This is a genomic window from Massilia sp. W12 (assembly GCF_037300705.1).
In the GTDB taxonomy this organism is placed as follows: Bacteria; Pseudomonadota; Gammaproteobacteria; order Burkholderiales; family Burkholderiaceae_D; genus JACPVY01.
Map to the genome: position 1 here is coordinate 2,438,368 of NZ_CP147776.1, position 21,561 is coordinate 2,459,928.

The 21,561-nt window shown below is 60.6% G+C and carries 18 protein-coding genes; 10 read left to right on the forward strand and 8 right to left on the reverse strand.

What is annotated here, in order from left to right:
* Nucleotides 1–273 precede the first annotated feature (273 nt).
* Nucleotides 274–1,023 (forward strand): hypothetical protein, encoded by a 750-nt coding sequence (locus V8J88_RS09875; RefSeq protein ID WP_338849273.1) that lies wholly within the window; start codon nucleotides 274–276, stop codon nucleotides 1,021–1,023.
* Nucleotides 1,024–1,313: 290 nt separating this feature from the next.
* Here the strand turns inward: V8J88_RS09875 and modC are convergent, their stop codons facing one another.
* The 5 genes from modC to V8J88_RS09900 all read right to left on the reverse strand — a co-directional run bounded on the left by modC (nucleotide 1,314) and on the right by V8J88_RS09900 (nucleotide 5,447).
* Complete coding sequence (gene modC / locus V8J88_RS09880; protein ID WP_338849275.1) at nucleotides 1,314–2,378, reverse strand: molybdenum ABC transporter ATP-binding protein; 1,065 nt, start codon at nucleotides 2,376–2,378, stop codon at nucleotides 1,314–1,316.
* A gap of 2 nt (nucleotides 2,379–2,380) precedes the next feature.
* Nucleotides 2,381–3,079: a molybdate ABC transporter permease subunit gene (gene modB / locus V8J88_RS09885; RefSeq protein ID WP_338849276.1), complete on the reverse strand. Its 699-nt coding sequence runs from the start codon at nucleotides 3,077–3,079 to the stop codon at nucleotides 2,381–2,383.
* Complete coding sequence (modA, locus tag V8J88_RS09890) at nucleotides 3,079–3,861, reverse strand: molybdate ABC transporter substrate-binding protein (RefSeq protein ID WP_338849278.1); 783 nt, start codon at nucleotides 3,859–3,861, stop codon at nucleotides 3,079–3,081. The genes modB and modA overlap by 1 nt, the downstream gene beginning before the upstream one ends.
* A gap of 78 nt (nucleotides 3,862–3,939) precedes the next feature.
* The gene (locus tag V8J88_RS09895; RefSeq protein WP_338849279.1) at nucleotides 3,940–4,206 is read right to left on the reverse strand and encodes a type II toxin-antitoxin system RelE/ParE family toxin; all 267 of its coding nucleotides are present in this window, start codon (nucleotides 4,204–4,206) and stop codon (nucleotides 3,940–3,942) included.
* Nucleotides 4,206–5,447: a patatin-like phospholipase family protein gene (locus V8J88_RS09900; RefSeq protein ID WP_338849280.1), complete on the reverse strand. Its 1,242-nt coding sequence runs from the start codon at nucleotides 5,445–5,447 to the stop codon at nucleotides 4,206–4,208. The genes V8J88_RS09895 and V8J88_RS09900 overlap by 1 nt, the downstream gene beginning before the upstream one ends.
* Before the next feature lie 323 nt (nucleotides 5,448–5,770).
* Between V8J88_RS09900 and V8J88_RS09905 the strand changes: the two genes are divergently transcribed.
* From V8J88_RS09905 to V8J88_RS09920, 4 genes are all read left to right on the forward strand, one after another.
* The gene (locus V8J88_RS09905; protein ID WP_338849282.1) at nucleotides 5,771–6,136 is read left to right on the forward strand and encodes a Rap1a/Tai family immunity protein; all 366 of its coding nucleotides are present in this window, start codon (nucleotides 5,771–5,773) and stop codon (nucleotides 6,134–6,136) included.
* Entirely contained in the window at nucleotides 6,133–6,618 is a 486-nt protein-coding gene (locus V8J88_RS09910) for a T6SS effector amidase Tae4 family protein (protein ID WP_338849283.1), read from the forward strand. Before V8J88_RS09905 ends, V8J88_RS09910 begins: the two co-directional genes overlap by 4 nt.
* A 167-nt stretch (nucleotides 6,619–6,785) precedes the next feature.
* On the forward strand, nucleotides 6,786–7,031 hold the full coding sequence (locus V8J88_RS09915) for a hypothetical protein (RefSeq protein ID WP_338849285.1): 246 nt from the start codon (nucleotides 6,786–6,788) through the stop codon (nucleotides 7,029–7,031).
* Between the two features lie 13 nt (nucleotides 7,032–7,044).
* A complete protein-coding gene (locus V8J88_RS09920; protein ID WP_338849287.1) occupies nucleotides 7,045–7,851 on the forward strand; it encodes a hypothetical protein in 807 nt (268 codons plus the stop codon).
* Nucleotides 7,852–7,970: 119 nt separating this feature from the next.
* Here the strand turns inward: V8J88_RS09920 and V8J88_RS09925 are convergent, their stop codons facing one another.
* Genes V8J88_RS09925 through V8J88_RS09935 form a run of 3 tightly spaced genes read right to left on the reverse strand, consistent with a single transcriptional unit; the run spans nucleotide 7,971 to nucleotide 12,163 of the window.
* A complete protein-coding gene (locus V8J88_RS09925) occupies nucleotides 7,971–9,119 on the reverse strand; it encodes an MFS transporter (protein WP_338849289.1) in 1,149 nt (382 codons plus the stop codon).
* Nucleotides 9,116–10,216: a 3-deoxy-7-phosphoheptulonate synthase gene (locus V8J88_RS09930; protein ID WP_338849290.1), complete on the reverse strand. Its 1,101-nt coding sequence runs from the start codon at nucleotides 10,214–10,216 to the stop codon at nucleotides 9,116–9,118. Before V8J88_RS09930 ends, V8J88_RS09925 begins: the two co-directional genes overlap by 4 nt.
* Before the next feature lie 6 nt (nucleotides 10,217–10,222).
* Entirely contained in the window at nucleotides 10,223–12,163 is a 1,941-nt protein-coding gene (locus V8J88_RS09935; protein ID WP_338849865.1) for a TonB-dependent receptor, read from the reverse strand.
* Nucleotides 12,164–12,563: 400 nt separating this feature from the next.
* Here V8J88_RS09935 and V8J88_RS09940 point away from each other — a divergent pair, with 400 nt between their 5' ends.
* From V8J88_RS09940 to V8J88_RS09960, 5 genes are read left to right on the forward strand one after another with little or no spacing between them, the layout of a single operon-like run.
* Nucleotides 12,564–13,820, forward strand: a complete 1,257-nt coding sequence (locus V8J88_RS09940; protein ID WP_338849292.1) for an isochorismate synthase — start codon at nucleotides 12,564–12,566, stop codon at nucleotides 13,818–13,820.
* The gene (locus V8J88_RS09945) at nucleotides 13,817–15,442 is read left to right on the forward strand and encodes an AMP-binding protein (protein ID WP_338849294.1); all 1,626 of its coding nucleotides are present in this window, start codon (nucleotides 13,817–13,819) and stop codon (nucleotides 15,440–15,442) included. Before V8J88_RS09940 ends, V8J88_RS09945 begins: the two co-directional genes overlap by 4 nt.
* Nucleotides 15,443–15,451: 9 nt before the next feature.
* A complete protein-coding gene (locus V8J88_RS09950) occupies nucleotides 15,452–16,366 on the forward strand; it encodes an isochorismatase family protein (protein WP_338849298.1) in 915 nt (304 codons plus the stop codon).
* Nucleotides 16,359–20,309 carry an AMP-binding protein gene (locus V8J88_RS09955; protein WP_338849299.1) on the forward strand — a complete coding sequence of 1,317 codons (3,951 nt, stop codon included), beginning with the start codon at nucleotides 16,359–16,361 and terminating at the stop codon, nucleotides 20,307–20,309. The genes V8J88_RS09950 and V8J88_RS09955 overlap by 8 nt, the downstream gene beginning before the upstream one ends.
* A complete protein-coding gene (locus V8J88_RS09960) occupies nucleotides 20,306–21,166 on the forward strand; it encodes a siderophore-interacting protein (RefSeq protein WP_338849300.1) in 861 nt (286 codons plus the stop codon). The genes V8J88_RS09955 and V8J88_RS09960 overlap by 4 nt, the downstream gene beginning before the upstream one ends.
* Nucleotides 21,167–21,561: the final 395 nt, after the last annotated feature.

Sequence of the window (21,561 nt, forward strand, 5' to 3'; positions counted from 1 at the left end):
CACACCCGCAGCGGCAGGGGCAGGGGCGCGCACATCTCCGTGCTGATTTTGGGCAACGGAGGCTCAAGCAAATCCATGGCAGGCGGGTAGGGGCGTGCCATCAAATCATTTTCAGCAACAGGCGGCAGGTGCGCAATTACAAGGCATTACAGCAAACCGAAGCCAACTCAGCATGCAATCTGATGCTGACCCATTCTTTGCGTAAATTGTTATCTGTACAGCACATGGTTTACTTTCCTCTTTACATGACCTCAATTTTTAATTAAGGTTGACATGCATCGCGAATTTCAAAACGCCAGTATGCAGATGCATCAAAGCAGCACAACACTTACAGCCCTCCCACAAGCACAGCTTAAGCCGCGATTGGCTTCCTATCGCGCAATGGCTTTTACATACTCAACCTACAGGAGAACAACAATGGCATTTTCAGGAAAATTGACAACGCTTTCCAAGCTCTTCGTCGCAGCGACGTTGACCATGGGTACAATCGCCAGCGCTGCCGCCAGCGTGACTTTTCACTACACCGGCAATCCTTTTTCTGCTCAATACAGTAACCCCAGCCTGAGCGGCAAGCACATTGTCGGCTCGGTCACGTTTGATGATTCAGTGCGCGGCTTTACGGGTGAGGTTGGTCAAGCGGCCATCCAATCCTGGTCGATTGGCGTCGCCAACACCCCTTCGATTCAATTTAACAGCACGGCAAACGCCACGGATAGTAATTGGCCGCTGTGGTTCCGCTTCGATCAAGGTGTGATTACCGGCTGGCAGTTCCTGGCCAGAGAATCTACAGCGGATCAATTCCCTGAAATTTACACAACGCACAATTCGCCATATTCGTATATTTTATCCACTGGCGATTACTATTCTTCCGATAGATCAAATCGTATGTCCGGCTTGAATATCAACAGCGCCGGGGTGTGGGCCGCGCCAGTGCCTGAAACCAGCAGCGCATTGATGATGCTGGCGGGCTTGGGCGTATTGCTGACGTCTATGCGCAAACGGGTTGGCGCTATCAAACACTGAAGCAATGCCGGATTGCCGTTTGCCGATGGCATGCTTGCGCAAATAAATCATCACTATCCGCTGCCGGCAAAAAACCGGCTGGCGGATTAATGGCAAGGTCTTTTTTGTGCGCATAATTTCGTATAATTTGCATTATGTAAAATAGCATTTATCTGAGAACACATGCTTTTGCAGCGCAAGCCTGCCCGCTGATTGTTCGGCCAGCCTGATCAACGCCGCGCTTGACTGCTCAATCCGCTGCGCAGCGCAAAGAAGCAAATCCCTGCTTCCCCGATAAAATCATTCGGATCTCAATCCTGCAACGCCACCGATTTGATTTGCACCCACAGCGCCAGGCCAGGCCGCAAGGCCAGCGTGGCGGCGGCGCGGCGGGTTACGCGCGCCAGCAGAAAACATTCGCCCACTTGCAGCCGCACCAGCATGTGCGCCGGGTGTTCATCATCCAATAGCTGATCGACCACGCCCGGCAAGACATTTTGGATTGTGCTCACGCCGGGCTGCGTGGCCAGACTGACATCGCGCGCTAAAATCCGCACGCGCACATTTTGGCCCAAGGCTAAACCGCGTTCGCGCGCCCACAGGCTGCCGCCGGCAAAATCCAGGCGCATTAAATGCCATTGCGCATCAAAAGCCCCAACTTGCGCCTGCAATACCGGGCCGATGTCTTCGCCCAGGCGAATCGGCAAATCATGTGCGCTCAAGACCTCGGCTAATGGCCCGCAAGCCAACATCCGCCCATCTTTGAGCGCCAGCAAATGATCCGCCAGACGCAATACTTCATCCGCCGCATGGCTGACATACAGCATGGGAATCTGTAATTCATCGCGCAAGCGCTGCAGATACGGCAAAATTTCCTGTTTGCGCGCCGCATCCAAGGCCGCCAGCGGTTCGTCCAACAGCAAAATGCGCGGATTCACCGCCAAGGCGCGCGCCATCGCCACGCGCTGCCGCTCGCCCCCGGACAAGCGTTCAGGCCGGCGCCCCAATAAATGAAAAATACCAAATAAATCAATGACTTGCGCCAGGCGTGCCGGAGCCGCATCGGGGCTGCGGCGCAAGCCGAACTGCAGGTTTTCCTGCACCGTTAAATGCGGAAACAGTGCGGCATCCTGAAACACATAGCCGATTGCGCGCTGATGCGGCGGGGTGAAATGGGCGCCGTCTTGCCACACCGCGTCGCCGACTTGTAAATAAGCGCCCGGTGCGCGCTCCAGACCGGCAATGCAGCGCAACAGCGTGGTTTTCCCGGAGCCGGATGGGCCAAACAGGGCGCACACGCCCTGCCCTGGCAAACGCACATCCACATCCAAGGCAAAGCCAGACCAAGCCAAAGCAAAGCGCGCACAAATCGTCATCTTCAGCCCTCGCGCCGCGCATTGCGGCGCACAGCATGCAGCGCCAGCAAGACCGTAAATGAAAACAGCAGCAAAATCGCGGCTAAACGATGCGCTTGCGCCAGTTCCAGCGCTTCCACATGATCATAGATTTGCACCGAAGCCACGCGCGTCACGCCGGGCAGATTGCCGCCTATCATCAAAACCACGCCGAATTCGCCCACGGTATGGGCGAAGGTCATCACAAGCGCGGTGATGAAACCGGGGCGCGCGAGCGGCAGCGCGACACTGAAAAACGCATCCAGCGGACTTGCGCGCAACATCGCCGCCGCTTCTAAAAAACGCTTGTCAATCGCTTCAAATGCGCTTTGCAAGGGTTGCACCATAAACGGCAAGGAATATAAAACCGAGGCGATCACCAGGCCGGCGAAGGTAAACGGCAAGGGCGGCAGTCCCAGCGCCAGGGTGAGTTGGCCGAGCGGCCCTTGCGGCCCCATCGCCAGCAAAAGATAAAAGCCCAGCACCGAGGGCGGTAAGACTAAGGGCATGGCGACAATCGCCGCCAGCGGCGCGCGCCATTTGCTTTTGCTGCGCGCCAGCCACCAGGCCAGGGGCGTGCCCAGCAGCAATAAAATCAGGGTGACTATCGCCGCTAAGCGTGCCGTCAGCCACAGCGCCTGCCAGTCGTCCGGCTGCAAGGCGAAGAAAGCGCCCCCATCCATCAAGGCCCTGCCTTGCCTGGCGGCGGTAAGAGAAAGCCATATTTTTCAAGAATCCCGCGCGCGGTTTCCTGCAAGATAAAAGCGGCGAATTGTTTGGCGGCAGGGTTGTCGGCGGCGCGTTTGGTGAGGATGAAACCTTGCTCTAAGGGCGGGTGCAGATTCTGTGGAATCAGGCTGTAGCCGCCTTGCGCCGCCAGCGCCGGACTTTTCGCCAGAGCCAGCGCGAGAATGCCGGCTTGCGCATTGCCGCTTTGCACGAATTGCGCCGCATGCGCAATGTTTTCGCCATACACCAGCTTGCTTTGCACCTTGTCCCACAGCCCGAGGCTGCGCAAGGCGGCTTCGGCGCGCTGGCCGTATGGCGCATGTTTGGGGTTGGCGATGGCGATGCGGACAAAGCGCGCTTGCGCCAAATCCGGCAATTGCAATTGCGCCGCATCAGGCTGCCGGCTCCAAATCACTAAGCGGCCAAAGGCATAGGTTTGCACAGTGGAAGCGGCGAAACCTTGCGCATGCAAATCGCGCGCATAGGCGATATCCGCCGAAAAATACACATCAAACGGCGCCCCCTGCTTGATCTGGGCATGAAATTTACCGGAAGAGCCGTAGCTGACATCAACTTGCAAGCCGGGCTGCTGTTTTTCATAAGCGGCGATGATCTCATCCATGGCGAATTTCAAATCCGCCGCCGCCGCCACTTGCAGCTTGGCGGCATGCGCACCGGCGCTGCAAGACAAGGCGCACAGCAGCAGACAGCGCAATAGACGGGGGAAAAGTTTCATCACACAGGCCCGGGACAGGAAAAGTCTTATTTTGCCAGAAGCCGCCGCCCTGCCCGGTTTTTATCCGCCGAATATGCTTCAGTGCGCTTCACGGGTATGCCAGATGCGCAAAACGTAAATTGTTTGCGCCTGGATTGCATAGCGGATTTCATATTCCGTCAGCAGCAGGCGGCGCACTTCACGCGGCGAAAATTGATGCAATTGTTCGCCTATGCGCGGGTGTTGCAACTGACCTTGCGGGGCATGGCTCAATTTTTTGAAAATGTTGATGGCGGCGCGCCAGAAAATCATACAGGCGCGCCAAGTCTGTCCAGAAGGTTTGTGACTGAATTGACGGTATGCCATCAAGGCGATTCCGTCAAAACATTTTGCGTCTCTGGCAAAAAGCCAAACACCAATTGGCGCGCCTTGCACATTTCATAGCCGTGGCGTTCCAGTAAATCAAACATCTGCGGGCTGATGCTGCGCAAATTGGTGGGATAGGCGCTGGATTGTTCAATTTCCGCCGGCGACAGCCATGTATAGCCCTCATCCGCAATCGGATTTTTGCTGCGCTTGAGCAAATGCCGGGGATTGCCGCCAATCGGCAGATAAGCCCCATCGCCGCCCTGAATCAGAAATTCCATGAAAGCGCGCACCCGCAGCGCGCGGGTCTGGGCCGAAACCACTTCAATAATCCGTTTCACGCGCAAGGGGCTTAAGGCGCGCATTTCAAAGCCCTTTTCCAGCGGCGCGCTGGCGTCGGAAGCGATGATGCAAAAATCGCCCTTGCTGGCGCGCTTGCCGATATCGTAAAACGGCTCCAGCCCCAGATTGTCATAGATGCCGCCGTCATACACATGGATCAATTCATAGGGCGGCGCGTAATTTTGCACGGTTTCCGGCGCATTCCAGCTGCTTTGTTTGCGCCACTCATGCTCATCCATGCGCAGCGCCAAGGGGCCAATGCCAATCGGAAACGCGGCCGACATCGCCATCGCTTTGGCCATGGCAAAACCGGGCGTGGTGGCGTAGCCCAATTCATAGTCGCCCAGATGCGCGCCTAAAAAACGGAAGCGTTTGCCGGTTTCGGCGGTGGCGCCATTGATCGCCCATTCCGGGCTGGATGGCAATTCGCCCAGTGTTTGATGAATGCCCCAGGTTTCGGCGATGGTCTGGGCAAACACATTCGCGCGCGAAAACAGGTATTGCCAGTTGGATGGGCGCGTCAAGAGCCGCTTTAACATCGCCATTTGCAAATCCTGGCTGGTGAGCGTGGCGCGCAGCTGCGGCAAGACATAGCCGGCATATTCCTCAGAAGCCGGCCAGCGCATATCGTTGCGGGCAAAAATCAAGCCCAGCAAGAGGCTGGCCCCGGACACGGTGGAAATCTGGCTCACCGCTTCGAGTTTGCGCTGCTCAGCCAGATAGCGCAGCACGCCGGCGTGAAACGCCATCGCGCGCACCCCGCCGCCGGAGAGCGCCAAGGCAATCCAGGGCGAGCGGGCCGCTGCTTCACCCTCTGCCGCAGCGCCGGGACTCGCCGTCAGCTTGACGGGCCTTTGCGCGGGCGCAGGTGGAATGGAAACGCTGATCGGCGATGTCATGGCATGGCGGGAAATGAAGGAACCGCGATTCTAGCGCAGAAGGACTGGCGGGGCGCGCTTTCGGGCGGCTTGTTTACTCTGCCTGGCAGCTGTTATCCCTCGCGCAAATTCCTTTGTTGATCCACCGCTGTCGGGCGCCGGGTTATCGCTACGCTCAACCCAGCCACGTTTTTTTGGCCTGAATTCGGCTGAATAGTCACGCTGCTTGACGGTATTGGCGTAGATTTTGTTTTGCACCTGACTCAAGCAATGAAAAAATGATTCATCAATGAATTTTGATGTTTTTATGATATAATTTTAAATTAAAAAATGGAGATATTGACATGCCTGTTTTTCTTAAAGCCTCCCTCTCCTTGCTCACTCTTTGCCTCGTAAGTCAAACATTGTGCGCTTCTGAAATGACGTTTGGAGATAGCAATTTGGTAAACGTCTCCGGAAAAACATTTTTTTCCGCCTTGCGCAGCAAGGACAAAACCACGCAGGAACGGGCGCAACTGTATATGACGGGTGTTTGGGATGCGAGCGAAGGTAAAAGCTGGTGCAGCTTCACCATGTTCAAGTCAGGTACTTTGCAGGAAATCGTATATCGTCACTTTTCTAAACTGCCATCGGAAAGGCTGGAAGAGCGCGCTGCGAAGTTGATCGAAGAAGCGCTTTCCAGCCGTCATCCATGTAAGGTAAAAAAATGAAAATTTCATACAAGGAATTAAAGAAACATCATTCCTCTTCTGAGATCTCAGACCCAAGCTTTAAAGATAGTGCAACATTGTATGAAGATATTGGCTACAGCCTTGATGCCTTGGTGACACAAAATCCCGGCTACGAAAATACATGTGCAGTAAGAATGAGCTTAGCCTTATTGGCAAGTGGGTTGAAGTTTAAAGGTCGACTGATGATCAAAAGTGGCTTATATAAAGGCCGCATGATTGAACCAGGAGCAAAGCTTCTGGCTGATCAACTGTCTAAAAATCTGGCGAAGCCACTTATCTTTCAAGATGCCCGCAACGCCCAAATCCAACTTGCAGGCAAGCAAGGTGTGATTTTCTTTGACCGGATTGTCGGATATGGTGGTGGACATATTGATCTGATCGAGGCAAGCAAATCCAGTTTAGTCTGCCATTCACATTGCTACTTTAATTGTAAGCAAGTCTGGTTTTGGGCCTTATCCTGAGCAAACATGACAGGGCCACTGCGCCCAGCGGTGAGTAAGCCCTGCTGTGCGCCTCACCCCGCCAGCGCAAACAAACTCCCACTGAGCAGCGCCCCCGCTGCAATCGCCACATCCTGCGCCATGCCCTGCAGCGCCATATAGCGCCCGCGCATGGCGGGGGGCGGGGCTTGGCTGCACCAGCTGGCAAGGCTGTTAAAGGTCCACGTAACTTCGCGCGCTTACTGATTCATGAAATTGCCCACAGGGAGTTGAAAACAGCAGACTACAAATCAGCAAGCGATGGCATCAAACCGACAAGAAGCCGTTTGCCATTTGTCAAAACCTGCGCTAATAGCGATAGTTGGGCCTATTGCGTGATGGATTTAGCGGACATGCTGACACCTCTGGAAATTGCACGCGCACGGATTAATTAAGGATGGATGAAATATGATCAGCAGAGTCAGCAGAGAATTGCCTCCATTAGAACAGAACGGCATACGTTACGAACAAATCAAAGTGGAAGAGCTTGAGCCGCCTGAACGGCGTAGCGGCTGGATGCGCGCAAGGGACATCAGCAGTGGTGAAGTGCTTTGGGAAATTCAAGTTTATCGTGTGTCTTACGATGTCAATGAGCGGGGCGGAGACCCATTTGACATTTACAGTGGCCCGGCTTCTATGGACTGTTTTTTTGAGCGGTTCCGCTGGATGCCGGATCAGCAACATATTTTGATAGAAAACGGTTACCGGCGCCGCTATCTGGTCAACATCCACACACGCGAAGTCCGTCCGGCGACGGATGATGACTTTACGCCCGAACAAATTTATCAGCGCCGGCAACCGGTTTGGTTGGAACCTGTCATCTGCCGCAATACGATGTACTTCCAAGAATTGGTGACATATTTCACGGGTAACTTCCGGCCAGACTGCGGTGAGCTGATTGGTCGCGATATCAAGACAAAAAAACGGGTCGTGTATGAGCGAATTTATACTGTGCCTTTTCGCGACGACTTGGAAAATTTTGTTCCTGAATCATATTTTGTCGCGCTTGAAGTTATGCCGGGTGAACGCGATCTCTACATCGAGAACCAAGATAATGAGGTGTATTTCTTCGATGTGCGCGAACGTCGTGTCTGGCAACCGCCACCTGACGTTTATCCCAGTTTCTATTACGAACAAGTGCGCCGCAACTGGCGTGCACGCTTGCGCTTTTTCTTCCTCGACATCTGGGATTGGATCACGCGCCGGCGTTACTGAAAGCACTTTGCCGCATTCCCGTTTCAAGCACACTGTCCCTGAATAAGGTAAAAATGACGCATAAGAAATTACCCAGCCGCCCGCCCCCCCTGTGGCGAATCCACACTGCAAGCACAGCCTCACCCCGCCAGCGCAAACAAACTCCCACTGAGCAGCGCCCCCGCTGCAATCGCCACATCCTGCGCCATGCCCTGCAGCGCCATATAGCGCCCGCGCATGGCGGGTGGCGGGGCTTGGCTGCACCAGCTGGCAAGGCTGATATTGCGCCCGGCGTTGCCGGCCATGAAACAGACAAACAAGGCGCCGATCAACCAGGGCGGGCTGGCGGGGGCCAGCAGCAGCAGGCAGCAACCGCTGCAATACAAGAGTGTGCCTATGCCTAAACTGAGACGCACGCCCAAGGTATCCGCCAGACGGCTCAAGCCTTGCACCACCAGCAGCGCGCACAGGCCGCCGGCCAGATACAGGGTCGAGAGATGTTCGCGCGCAAAGCCCAGATGCTGCACCAGCCAGTGCGCTAACTGCGGAATCAGTAAAAACGCGGAAAACTGCGAGATCACTTGCAGCAGCAGCGCGGCGCGCACGCGCGGGATGTGCAGCAGCGGCGTGTTGTAAGCTGATTGCTGAGCTGAATGCTGCGCTGGCGCGGCGGGCATGGCCGGCGGGGGTGTTTCGGCGCCTTCCTGATCCGTCCCCCAACGCTGTTTGCGCAAGCCCCAGCAGATTGCCGCCAAGACCAGACACAAGGCGCCCAGCAGCAAAAAGCAGACTGACCAATGCCAGCGCACCGAGATTTCCAGCATCAGCGGAATGCCGCCCAGGGTGGCGGCGGATGTGCCCAACATCACGCGCGCGATGTTTTGCGCGCGCGCCGCCGGACTGCTGTGGGCGAATAAGCAGGCCATGCCGGCAGCGGCGGCCGGAGCGGCGGCCACGCCGCTCAATACACGCCAGGCGGTAAATTCCAGCCAGCCGCTGCTGAATGCCGCCGCCAGATTGCTGACGCCCAGCAAAAGCAGCGCGCCGGCAATCACCGGCAGCGGCGCATCATCATCCAGATAGCGGCTGGCGAATAAGCCGCCGATCAGGCCGCCCAGGGTGGCGGCGGCGCCTGACACGCCTATTTCCATGCTGGATAAGCGCCAGAGTTGCGCAAGATCCGCCGCCAGCGGCATGGCCAGTAAAAAGTCCAGCAGGCACAGGAATTGCAGCGTCGCCAACAACCACAACAAGGGCGCCGGGGCCATACCGTTTTGCGCGCGCTTCATGGTTCTTGCTCCGGCGCTGCGCCGCGCCAGCCGGCGGCGCGCAATTCCGCCGCCAGCATCAAGAGCAAGGCGCGCGTATCGTCCCAGCTTAAACATGGGTCGGTAATCGAGCAGCCAAAAGGCTGCGCCGCCCCGCCCTGCCAGTCGCAGCGCCCGCCTTCCAGAAAACTCTCCAGCATCAAGCCGCCAATGCCCTCTTCGCCGGCGGCGATGCGGCGGCCCAATTCCAGCGCCACCGTGATTTGCTGTTGATGCTGTTTATTGCAATTGCCGTGCGAACAATCGACGATCAAACGCCGCCCGTACAGCCGCGCCGCTTCTTGCGCGCGGCAGGCGGCGCGCACATTTTGCGCGTCATAATTCGGCCCAAGCGCGCCGCCGCGCAAAATCAAATGCCCATCCGGATTGCCGGGCGTGCTCAGCACTGCCGCATGGCCCTGCTCATCCAGACCGAAACGGCTGTGCGCGGCAGCGGCGGCGGCGATGCCCGCCACTGCACTGTCAAACGCGCCATTTGAGGCGTTTTTAAAGCCGATCGCATACGGCAGAGCGGACGCCAATTCGCGATGCGTTTGCGATTCGGTGGTGCGGGCGCCGATGGCGCCCCAGGCCGGCAGATCAGTGAAATAATGCGCCGCCACCGGGTCCAGACATTCCACCGCCAGCGGCAGGCCGATGCTGCTTAATTGCAGCAAAAGTTGGCGGCTGGCGTGCAGGCCGGCGCAGGCCTGTTCCTGCAAGCTGGCCGGGGCGGCTTGTAAATCCTGATGCAGCAGACCTTTCCAGCCCAGGCAGCTGCGCGGTTTTTCGCAATACGCGCGCATCACCAGATACAGCTGGTCGGCCACCTCGGCTTGCAGACGCAACAGGCGGCGCGCATATTCCTGCGCCGCCGCGCCATCATGCAGCGAGCACGGGCCTGTCACCACCAGCAGACGATGGTCTGCCCCGTGCACGATGCGGCGCACGGTCTGGCGCTGGCTGGCGATTTTGCGCGCCTGCGCCGCCGTCAAGGGCAATTGCGCGCGCAATTGCGCCGGCGCAGGCAGGCGCAAGCCGTTTTCCTGCTGCGGAAAAGTATCTGCTGCCAACATCATGCCTCCTTAAAAACGGGTGGATAAAGTAATGCGCAGATCGCGCCCGGCTTCCGGCAAACCGGCCACGCCTTTCCAGCGCGGGTGATAACCAAAGCTGCTTTGCTGCACCAGATATTTATCCAGCACATTGTGTATCCCGGCCTGCAATTGCCAGGATGCGCCGCCGGCCTGGAAGGGATATTCCAGATACACATCGTGCCAGCCATAACCGGGACGGGCTTGCGAGGCGCCGTTAAAACCGGGCGCGGATTGCTGTGCGCCGCCGTAATCAATGCGCTCAATCAAACGGCCTTGCCAGCCCAGGCGCAAGCCGGGGGCCCAGGGCAGCAAGGTTTCGGCCTGCAGCTGCCAGCTGCGTCCGCCGGCCACGCCCAGCAACATCAGGGTGCTGTTATCCAGGGTTTTGCCATCCAGACTGGGGCGCGCATCGCTGACTGATGCGCGCAACTGGCTGTGTTTGCCCTGCCAGGCCAGGCGCAGGCTGTAGCCATGCACCCGCACCTCGCCCAGATTCACGCGGTCGCCGTCATACACCACCGGATCAGTGATTTGCTGACGGTACAGGCTGGCCCCGAATTGCCACGGGCCGCTGCGGTATTCCGCTGTGAAATCAGTGTTTTTGGCGCGCTCGGCATGCAGCCCCGGCGCATTCTCATACAGCGCTTTCAGATACGGCTCCAAAATCCCCACCCCGCGCAGCGCCCGGCTATGGGACAGACGCAAGAGCCATTGCTCATTCGGGCTGTAGCTCAAGGCGAACGATGGGGCGCCGCCGCTGGCGCGGTAGGCGATATTTTTCGCATCGGTATAACTGTAGCGGTCAGCGCGCCAGCCGATCTGGCTTTGCCAACCCGCTTGGAAGTCCCATTGATGTTGCAGCCACAGGCCGGCCACTTTGGCCTGCTCGTCAGGAGTGGCGGCCTGGTTGACCCACTGCCGCCCCAGGTCGGCGCGATAATCCAAGCCGGCTTGCCACTCGTGCGCACCGGTTTTTTGCCGCCAGTTTGCGCGCAAGCCCTCGGTTTGGCTGCTGACATCATCGGTTTTTTGATTGGCGTGACGAAAGTGCATTTCCTGGCGGTTGCGCCAGATGGTGAAGCCGGCTTCCTGCTGCGCCTGGCGCCACTGATATTGCAAGGTGCTGGTGGCGCGCGTGCTGCGCTGCCATTCGGCAGGATTGATCGGGGTGTGTTGCAAATTGCTGCGCTGATTGCGGATGCCTTCATCGCGCACCTGTTCGTGTCCCGCCTGCCAATCATGCGCACCACTGCGCCAGTGCAGGCGCAGGCTGTCCGCACCGCTGTTGCCGCCGGTGTTCGGCACTGCCGCGCCACCGGCTTTGTAGTCATGCATATGCTGCTGTGTGTGCGAAATCAGCCAGTCGAGATTGGCGTTTAAGCGGCCAAACAAATTCGCGCTGAGTTTGCCGCTGTGGTTCACGCTTTGCGCGCCATATTTGATGAGCGCGCCCAGATTTTGGCCCGGGCGCAATAAATCTTCGCCGTTTTTACTTTGCAGGCGCAAAACGCCGGCCAAAGCGCCCGGCCCGGCGGAAGCGGCGCCTGTGCCGGCCTGCACTTCAGCGATTTTGATCAAATCCGGATCAATCAGGAGTGAACCGGTGTGGTGGTATGGCGCCTCACCCTGGCGCGCGCCATTGATATCCAGCGCCAGCAAGCGTTCAGACAAGCCGCGCAAATACAGTTTTTGAATTCCGGCCACTGCGCCGCCGGTGGAAATTTCCGGCGTTTGCGCAAATACCTCCTGCAGGCTCTTGGCCTGGGTGCGGGCAATGCGCGCCGCATCCACCACAGGGTTGATATCCAGGCTGCCTTGTTCCGAGAGCCAGACATTGACCGGGGCCAATTTTTGTTCTTGCCCATAGGCGTGACAGGTCAGCAAACATGCCAGGGCCACAGGCGCCAGCGAAAACACATTGCGATTCATCAAAACGGTTCCATCCAAAGCAAGCCAGGCTTGCAGGTCAAAGAAAATGCGCGCACAACATCGTGGCGATGTAAAGAGGGGTGGGTGAGGTCCGTGGCGTCCTTTTTTGCCCGTTAGGCGGGGACGCATTCATGGGAGGGACATGCCTGCCGCATCAGTCAGAGCTGATGGCGGCAAGCATAGCATGCTCTATTTTCAAATGCAAATAAGAATTAATCTCATTTGCATTGCGGATTTCTTTAAAGCGTCGTATAGTGTCATCCATGTTGCCTGGCCATGTTTTTTCATGGCCTGCGCTCCACCCATGGCGCCCTTGGCGCCCCTACTCTGCACCCACCCTCACAGGCAGGCAATCCACATCGACAGTTCACCCGCAAGGTGACAGATCACAGGAGAAGCTATGCGCACCCGTTTGCACACGGCCAGCGCCCTGCCGGAAGCAGGCCGCTTGATCGCCGAATATAGACGTTTCGCCAGCGCGCAGGCGCAAACAGACGCCGCCAGCGCACAACAAGCGCTGTTCATATCCCCCAGCCGCAGCCTGTTATGCCAGGGCGTGCGCGCCAGCCTCGCCCTGGCCGCGCAAGACGATTTGGCGCAAGCCGCCGCCCGCCTCTTGCAAGCGCAGCACGACCCGCACGCCCTGCTGTTTGGCGTTTTGCCATTTGACAACCGCGAACTGGCGCATTTGCGTGTGCCGGCGCGCACCCTGCAAGGGCGGCGTCTGCGTCATCTGGCCCCGCTGAAAAACAGCGCGGCGCGACGTGAAGCGCATCTCTTGCCGCAGCCCGCACAGCAAGCGCATTATCAACATGCGGTGCGCAGCGCAGTGCAGGCAATTACACGCGGCGAGCTGCATAAAGTGGTGTTGGCGCGCAGCCTCGACTTGCAAGTGCGCGCCGCCGGTTTTGATTTGGCCGCGATTGTGCAAGGCCTGGCCGAGCGCAATCAAGCCGGTTACAGCTGGGCCATCGATTTGCCGCAAAGTCCGCGCCGCACCCTGCTGGCCGCCAGTCCAGAGCTGGTGTTGGCGCGCGATGGCATGCAAGTGCGCAGCCATCCGCTGGCCGGTTCCATTGCGCGCGCCGCCGATCCGCAGGAAGACCACCGGCGCGCCGCCGGCCTGCTGGCCTCGGTCAAAGATTTGCAAGAACATGCGCCAGTGGTGCAGGCGATTGCAGAAACCTTGCGCCCGTATTGCAAACGCTTACATGTGCCGGCCACGCCGCAATTGGTGGCCACGCCCACCATGTGGCATTTGGGCACGCTGATTGAAGGCGAGCTGGCCGCGCCCGTTTCTTCGCTCGAATTAGCGATTGCCCTGCACCCAACGCCTGCGGTATGCGGCGTGCCGCGTCAGGCGGCGGCTGATTTTTTGCAAGCGCATGAAGGCTTTGCGCGTGAGATGTACGCCGGCTTGTGCGGCTGGAGCGATGCGCAGGGCAATGGCGAATGGGCCTTGAATTTGCGCTGCGCCGATATGCAGCGCAGCACAGAACACTGGCGCATGCGCTTATACGCCGGGGCCGGCATTGTGCAAGGTTCTGAACCTGAGGCGGAATGGCTGGAAACCGAAGGCAAATTGCGCACCCTGTTGCGCGGCTTGCAGATGGAATATCTGTTAGAGCAGCCGGGCGCGCTGGCGGAGGCGGCATGAGAATCGCGCTTGACTTGGCGCAAGCGCCGGCCTGGCCGCCAGAGCGGGCGGCGGCGTACCGCGCCGCCGGCCTGTGGCGCGAAGAAGGTTTGGGAGAAGTCTTGCAGCAATCCGCCGCGCGCTGGCCGCAACTCACCGCCCTGGTCTGCGGCCAGCGCCGCTACACCTATGCCGAATTGGAACAGGCCGCCAGCGCCTGCGCCGCCGGCCTGGCGGCGCAGGGCTTGCAGCACGGCATGCGGGTTTTATTGCAATTGCCGAATTGCGCGGAATTTTATATTGCCCTGTTCGCCTGCTTCAAAGCCGGGATTGTGCCGGTGATGTGCTTGCCGGGACACCGCTTTGGCGATATCGGCGCACAAGCCCAAGCCAGCCAGGCGCGCGCCTGGTTGGGACACGCCAATTTCCGCGACGCGGCCTTGCCGGCGCACTGTCCCGGCGTGCAGCATTGGTTTGTGCTGGGCGGCGACAGCCTGGCCGCGCCGTGGCGCGATTTCAATGAATTGCGGCGGCCTGATCTGCCCCCTCCCGCACTGCCGGCGGCGGGCAACACCGCTTTGTTGCAATTATCCGGCGGCAGCACCGGCTTGCCGAAACTGATCGCCAGAAGCCATGCCGATTACTGGTATAGCGTGCGCTGCAGTAATGAGGTGTGCGGGATTGATCAGCAAACGCGCTATTTATGCGTATTGCCGGCGGCGCATAATTTCCCGCTCAGCTCGCCCGGCGCCCTGGGCGTATTGGCCGCCGGCGGTTGCGTGGTGCTGGCGGCAGACGCCTCACCGCAGCCCTGTTTTGCCCTGATTGCGCGTGAGCGCATCACCCTCACCGCCGTCACGCCGGCAATCGCCTTGCTGTGGCAGCAATTTTTGCGCAGCCATGCCGGCCAGAAACGCATGCTGCACAGCCTGCAGCTGATGCAAATCGGCGGCGCGCCCTTGGATCCGGCCTTTGCCGCCGGCATCACGCCGACCTTCGGCTGTCAATTGCAACAGGTGTTCGGCATGGCTGAGGGCCTGGTGAATTACACCCGCCTGGAAGACAGCGCGCAAGTGTGCGCTGAAACCCAGGGCCGCCCGATGTCTGCCTGGGATGAATTGCGCATCGTCGATGCCGACGGCAAGCCGCTGCCGGATGGCGCTTGCGGGCAATTGCAAACGCGCGGCCCCTACACCATTTGCGGCTATTGGAACGGCGTCAGTCCGGAGAGCTTTACGGCAGACGGTTTTTACAGCACCGGCGACCTGGTGCGGCGCCTGCCGTCCGGTCATTTGCAAGTGCTGGGACGTTGCAAAGATGTGATCAACCGGGGCGGTGAAAAAATCGCCGCGCTGGAAATTGAGCAGCATTTGCAAGCCCACCCGGCGATTGCCGCCGCCGCTGTGATCGGCCTGCCCGATCCCATGCTGGGGGAAAAGTCCTGCGCCTGCATCCAGCTGCGCCCGCATGCAGCACATCCCGATCTGGGACAGGTGCGCGCCTTCCTGCAAGCGCGCGGCTTAGCCCTGTTCAAACTGCCGGAGCGCCTGGAATTATTGCCCGCCCTGCCCTTAACCGCCGTTGGCAAAACCGACAAAAAAGCCTTGCGCGCACGCTTTGCCGCAGGCCGCCACCTGAATTGAGAACTGAAGATGAGCATTCCACCGATTACGCCCTACCCCATGCCCGCCAGCATGCCCGCCGCGCGCGCCAGTCTGCCGCTGCAACGCTGGCAATTGGCGCCGCAGCGCGCCGTGCTGCTGGTGCACGATATGCAAGAGTATTTCCTGGACGCCTACAACCGCACGCAAGAACCCGCCGCCAGCCTGCTGGCGCATGTGCAACAACTGTTGGCGGTATGTGAGCAATTACAGATTCCGGTGGTGTTCAGCGCACAGCCGGCGCAACAAAGCCTGGCGCAGCGCGGCTTATTGCAGGATTGGTGGGGCAGCGGCCTGACTGCGCGCCCGCAGCGCGAAGCGATTGCACAGGAATTGCAACCGCTCGCAGCTGAGCAAGTGATGACGAAATGGCGTTACAGCGCGTTTGCCCGCACCGACCTGGAAGCGCGCATGGGGCAACGCGATCAACTCATTATTTGCGGCATTTACGCCCACATCGGTTGCATGATGACTGCGGCAGACGCCTTTATGCGCGACAAACAAGTGTTTTTTGCGGGCGATGCGGTGGCCGATTTTTCATTAGCCGAGCACCAGTTGGCGCTGGATTGGGTGGCGAAGCGCGCCGGCATTGTGCTGACTTGCGCCCAGCTGTGCCGCCAATTGCAGCGCGCCGCACTGACGCCGGATCTGCCCGGTTTTTGCGGACAATTGGCGCAAGCGCTGGACTTGCCGCCGCAAGCCGTGCAAGCCGACAGCGATTTGCTGGCGTTGGGCATGGATTCAGTGCGCCTGATGCAATTTTTAAGCCCCTGGCAAGCCGCCGGCGCACAAGCCGATTTATTGCAATTGGCCAGCCAGCCGACCCCGGCGGCCTGGTGGCGCCTGCTGCATAACAGTTTCACCGAAGCGTGGGCCCCGGCGGCCATGGAGTTGCAAGATGCATGATGCCCTCGCCCATGCGTCCGCTCGCGCAGGCGCCGCGCTGCATCCGGCGCAACAGGGACTGTATCTGGCGCAAAATCTGGCGGCTGAAGCGCCCTGGTTTTGGGGCGCGGAATCCTGCCTGCTGCCGTCCGCCAGCCAGTCCCATGCGCAAGCCGCCTGGCAAGCCTGTTTAGACAGCAGCAGCGCGCTGGCGCAGCAATTGCACCCGGCTCCGGGACAGGACGGCGGCGCCATCATGCGCCATGCCGGCGCGCCATGCGCAATCTGGCAAACTTTCGCCAGCCAGGCTGAGCGCCAGGCCTGGATTGCCGCCGATTTGCAAAGCCCGGTGCAATTGCATGGCGCGCCCTTGGCCCACGCCGCCCTGCAGCAATGCGAAGGCCGCTTGTACGCCTATTTGCGCGCCCACCATCTGCTGCTGGACGGGGCCGGCTTCGCGCTGCTGTGGCGGCGCCTGCTGGCCTTGCTCGCCACGCCCGCCGCGCAACTCGACGCGCAAGCGCACAGCCTGCGCCTGCGTGACGCCAGCCAATGGCAAGCCTGGCTGGCCGAGGGCGAAAGCGAGGCCGCGCAGCAGAAAGCGGCGCAGGATCTGGCGTGGTGGCGCGCGCAGCTGCAAAGCTGGCCGGCGGCGCCCGCATTATCCCTGTTGGCGCCGGACAGCGCGCCCGGCAATCCGCTGGATAAACTGAGTGCGGCCAGCATTTATCAAGCGCCGCCGCTGCCGCCGGCGCAACAGGCGCGCTTAGCCCAACTGCTGCAGCAGCGCTGCCGTGAATGGCGCTGCGACGCCGGCGCATTGCTGCTCACGGTATATGCCGCCTGGCTGCAAACGCAGTACAGCGCACACCCCTTGCGCCTGGGGGCGCCGCATATGCAAAGGTTTGGCAGCGTGGCGCTGGATTTGCCCTGTATGTGCATGAATATCCTGCCGCTGGCCCTGCCTGCCGCGCCGCTCTTGGGCGATTTGCCGGGCGCGCTGCAAGCCGTGCAAAGCGCGCAAGCGCAATTGCGCCGCCACAGTGCGGCGCGGCACGAAGCCCTGCAAGCGCTGCTGCCGGCGGCGCAATCACTGTTCGGGCCGGTGTTTAATTTTCTGCCATTTTCCAGCGCAGCCGGGGTTGCGCGGCACGCCAGCGGCGCGATTGTCGAACCGGCCTTGTATTGCAGCGGGGCGGATGGCTTGAGCTGGGAATGGCAAAGCAATGCCGCGCTGGCGGATTGCCTGCCGCAATGGCACGCCAGTTTGCAAGCCGCGCTGCTGGCCTGGCTGCAAGCGCCGCAGCAAAGCTTGCGCGCTTTACAACCGGGGCTGGCCGCACGCGCACAGCTGGATGGCGCAGCGCTTGACGCCCCGGCCCCCGATGTGTTGCAAGCGCTGTTGTCGCGCATCGCCAGCCGTCCGCATGAAGAAATCTTGCAAGATGGCGCGCGCAGCTATACCGGGGCCGCCCTGCTGGATGCGGTGCGGCAACGCGCAGCCCAATTCGCCGCCCTGGGTTTAGGCCAGGGCCATCGCGTGGGCTTGCTGCTGGCGCGCAGCGATCAGGCGATTATCTGCCAGCTCGCTGCGCTGTGGCGCGGCGTGACTTTTTTGCCGCTGGATTGCCAGCAACCGGCGGCGCGCTTACAGCAATTATTGCAAGACGCGGATTTGGATCTGCTCTTGCACGATGGGGCCGCGCCGGGCCTCGTACAAGTCGAATTGCCCTGTCTGGCGCTGGCCAATCTGGCCCCGGCTGATAGACAACAAGCCGGCCCGCCCTGCTTAGCGCCCACATTGCCGGCCTATCAGCTCTACACCTCAGGCTCGACCGGCGCGCCGAATGGCGTCTTGTTGGGACGGGCCGCCTTGGCGCACTTTATTGCGGCGGCGGCGCAGCGCTACGCTGTGCAGCATGGCAGCCGCATCTTGCAATTCGCACCCCTGCATTTTGACGCCAGTCAGGAAGAAATCTGGTTTGGTTTGCTGTATGGCTGCCTGATTTTGCGCGATGCCGATATGCATACCGATCTGGCCGCGTTTTTACAGCGCTGCGAGGACTTGCGCATCACCCTGCTCGATTTGCCGACCGCATTCTGGGCCGAATTGGCGCATGCGCTGGCGCATCAAGCCCTGACCTGGCCGGCCAGTGTGCGTTGCGTGATCATCGGCGGCGAAGCGGCGCAAAGCGCGTCCCTGGCGTGGTGGCGCGCCCATGTGCCGCCCACCGTGCGGCTGATCAACACCTATGGCCCGACTGAGACCTGTATTGTGTGTTGCAGCCATGATTTGCAAGACGCATCTGAACAGGTCGCGCTTGGCGCGCCGCTGCCCGGTTTGTCCCTGGCGCTGGTGGAAAACATAGCCGGCGTCTGGCATACGGTGCGCCAGGGCGGCGTGGGCGAACTGGCGATTCTCGGGCCGACCCTGGGCCAATACTGGCGCCGCGCCGAATTGCAGGCGCAGCGCTTTGTGCAAATCGACACCGGACACGGATTGCATCACGCTTATTTGAGCGGCGACTTGGCGCGCCAGGGGGCGGATGGCCTCTTGTACTACCTGGGGCGGCGCGACTGGCAAGTCAAAATCGGCGGCATGCGGGTGGATTTGCTGGAAGTGGAAAACGCGCTGCGCCGCCAGCTGCCGCAGGCGCAGCAAGTCGCGCTGTTGGCGCAGGATCAAAAGATCATCGCCTGTTACGCCGCGCCGCAAGCGCTCAGCGCGCCGCAATTGCACAGCGTACAGAGCGCATTGGCGCAGGAATTGCCGCGCCAGGCTCTGCCCTCGCATTGGCTGCAGATGGACGCGCTGCCGAAAAACGCGAACGGCAAGCTGGACCGGCGCGCCCTGCTGGCGGCCTGGGGCGCACAACAAGCGCCTGCCGCTGCGCAGGACGGCGCGGATCAACTGGCCACGGCGCTGGCGGCCATGTGGCGCGAGACCCTCGGCGCCAGCCCCGCCGCGCAAGACGATTTTTTTGCCCAAGGCGGCCAATCGCTGCAGGCGATCCGCCTGGCCAACCGCCTCGCCGCCTTACTCGGTCGCCCGCTGCCGGCAGCCCTCTTATACCGCCATCCGCGCTTTGCTGATTTGCTGCAAGCCCTGCATCAAATGCATGGGCAAAACAGCAGCGCAAATCAAGTCTGCGATGAAAGCGAATACGCCGCACTGCTGCCCATCGCCACCCCGGCGCACGCGGTGGTGGATCTATTCTGCCTGCCGCCAGGCGAAGGCTTGGGCTGGTGTTATCGCCCGCTGGCGGCCAGCTTTCCGCACTGGCGCATCCACGCCTTGCAAGCGCAATGCTGGCGCGGCGCGGCCCTGGATTGGGACGCACAAGTGCAGCTGTGGCAAGACTTGATTGCGCAGCACAGCACAACGCGCCGCATTTATTTGCTCGGCTGGTCGAGCGGCGGCGGTTATGCCTTTGAATTGGCGGCGCGCCTGCGCCGGCAATATGGGGCGCGCATCGCCGGTCTGTGTCTGCTGGACGCCTACCCGGCGCCGCTGTGGGCCGATCAGCCTGCGCCAGACGCCATGACCATCTTGCAGGCGCTGGCCGATCTGCCCGGGGCCGTGCCGGCGCAAACGTATGCGCGCGCTGCCGCCATGTCAGAAGCTGAATTACGCGCCGCCCTGCTGCAGCCTGGCGCAGCCTTGCACAGTCTGGGCGCGGCGCGGCTGGCGCAGTTGGAAGCGGATTTGCTGCAAGCCATGCAAGCCTACCGCAATTGGGACATGCCGCAATTGCGCGGCGTGCCCATGCAATTTATCCAGGCCAAGGCCAGCAGCGCGCGCTTTGATGCGCTCAGCTGGGCCGGCTGGCAACGCGGCGCACTGCAAACGCATGTGCTCGATTGTGAACATAACGCGCTGTGTCAGCCGGCCATGCTGGCGCAATGGGCCGGCTTGCTGCAACAAGCCTGGGCCAGTCCCTTACATGGAAAAGGAGAAATATGAATCAAAGCAACAGCGCCGCGCCGCCGCGTTCCGGGCCGCGCCTGCTCGCCGCCTGCGCGGTGGAAGAATTAAGTCCGCATCTGCGCCGCGTCTGGTTGCAGGGTGAAGCGCTGGCCGGTTTTCCGGCGTCCCTGGAGGGTGCGCCGGTGGCCGGCAGCCATATCAAGCTGATGCTGGCGCGCCCCGGCCAGCGCGCGCCGCAACTGCCAGTGCTCGATGCGGCAGGCGAAGTGCATTGGCCGCCGCGCGATGTCAGTCCGATTAAACGCACTTACACGGTGGCGGCCTGGGACCCGGTGCAAGGCCGGCTGGCGGTGGATTTTGTGTTGCACGCCGCCAGCGGCCCGGCGGCGGATTGGGCGCGCAATGTGCAGGCCGGCAGCCTGATCGGCGTCGCCGGCCCCGGCGGGCCGCGCCGCTTTGCGCCTCAGGCGCGCCACTGGCTGCTGTTGGGCGACGCCAGCGCAGCCCCGATGCTGAGCGCCTGCCTGCAGCAAATGCAATCGTCGCCCAGACCCGGTTTATTGCTGTTGCAAAGCGCGCATGCAAATGGCGAGGATTTGCCGCCGCTGACGCTGCCGCCCGGCATGCAGCTGGCGCGCCTGGGCTATGACTGCGCGGCCCTGATCGCCGCTTTGCAAGCGCATTGCCAGGAATGGCAGGCGGAAGATTGGCGCGCCTGTTCGATCACCCTGGCCGGCGAAAGCAGCCAGGTGGTGGCCGCGCGCGACTGGTTGCTGGCGCAAGGCGCGCAGCGCGCCATGATGTACGCCGTACCGTATTGGAAACAGGCGCATGACGAAGAGGCTTACCACGCCGAGCGGCATCGGATTATGGATGAATTGGGGGCCGAATGAGGCTGGCGGCTGTGCAACAGCCTGCGCAAGGCAAACCTGCGAGTTTGTGGTGGGAGCGGCTTCAGCCGCGAAAACCGGCGGCGGATATGGCGCGGCGCCTATTCGCGGCTAAAGCCGCTCCTACCGGTATTTTGTCAATTCGCAGCTTGTCGCGATGGCGGATTTTAAAGTGTGCCGATTGGCGGATTTTACAGTCTGCCGATTGGCTCACTTTCGCGTGCTCCCCTCAACAGCCTGCGCAAGGAAAACCTGCGAATTTGTGGTGGGAGCGGCTTCAGCCGCGAATCGGTGCGCAACAAACAGCGCTGTTTGACGCAGAGGGGCTTGATCTGGGCCGGCGCCGGTTTTGGCGGCATCGGCCTTTGAAGCCAGCCTGCGCCCAATCGAGCACCGTC

Coding starts and splice junctions, on each gene's coding strand:
- V8J88_RS09875 (WP_338849273.1), top strand. CDS start 274: ATGCATCGCGAATTTCAAAACGCCAGTATGCAGATGCATCAAAGCAGC.
- modC (WP_338849275.1), bottom strand. CDS start 2,378: ATGACGATTTGTGCGCGCTTTGCTTTGGCTTGGTCTGGCTTTGCCTTG.
- modB (WP_338849276.1), bottom strand. CDS start 3,079: ATGGATGGGGGCGCTTTCTTCGCCTTGCAGCCGGACGACTGGCAGGCG.
- modA (WP_338849278.1), bottom strand. CDS start 3,861: ATGAAACTTTTCCCCCGTCTATTGCGCTGTCTGCTGCTGTGCGCCTTG.
- V8J88_RS09895 (WP_338849279.1), bottom strand. CDS start 4,206: ATGGCATACCGTCAATTCAGTCACAAACCTTCTGGACAGACTTGGCGC.
- V8J88_RS09900 (WP_338849280.1), bottom strand. CDS start 5,447: ATGACATCGCCGATCAGCGTTTCCATTCCACCTGCGCCCGCGCAAAGG.
- V8J88_RS09905 (WP_338849282.1), top strand. CDS start 5,771: ATGCCTGTTTTTCTTAAAGCCTCCCTCTCCTTGCTCACTCTTTGCCTC.
- V8J88_RS09910 (WP_338849283.1), top strand. CDS start 6,133: ATGAAAATTTCATACAAGGAATTAAAGAAACATCATTCCTCTTCTGAG.
- V8J88_RS09920 (WP_338849287.1), top strand. CDS start 7,045: ATGATCAGCAGAGTCAGCAGAGAATTGCCTCCATTAGAACAGAACGGC.
- V8J88_RS09925 (WP_338849289.1), bottom strand. CDS start 9,119: ATGAAGCGCGCGCAAAACGGTATGGCCCCGGCGCCCTTGTTGTGGTTG.
- V8J88_RS09930 (WP_338849290.1), bottom strand. CDS start 10,216: ATGATGTTGGCAGCAGATACTTTTCCGCAGCAGGAAAACGGCTTGCGC.
- V8J88_RS09935 (WP_338849865.1), bottom strand. CDS start 12,163: ATGAATCGCAATGTGTTTTCGCTGGCGCCTGTGGCCCTGGCATGTTTG.
- V8J88_RS09940 (WP_338849292.1), top strand. CDS start 12,564: ATGCGCACCCGTTTGCACACGGCCAGCGCCCTGCCGGAAGCAGGCCGC.
- V8J88_RS09945 (WP_338849294.1), top strand. CDS start 13,817: ATGAGAATCGCGCTTGACTTGGCGCAAGCGCCGGCCTGGCCGCCAGAG.
- V8J88_RS09950 (WP_338849298.1), top strand. CDS start 15,452: ATGAGCATTCCACCGATTACGCCCTACCCCATGCCCGCCAGCATGCCC.
- V8J88_RS09955 (WP_338849299.1), top strand. CDS start 16,359: ATGCATGATGCCCTCGCCCATGCGTCCGCTCGCGCAGGCGCCGCGCTG.
- V8J88_RS09960 (WP_338849300.1), top strand. CDS start 20,306: ATGAATCAAAGCAACAGCGCCGCGCCGCCGCGTTCCGGGCCGCGCCTG.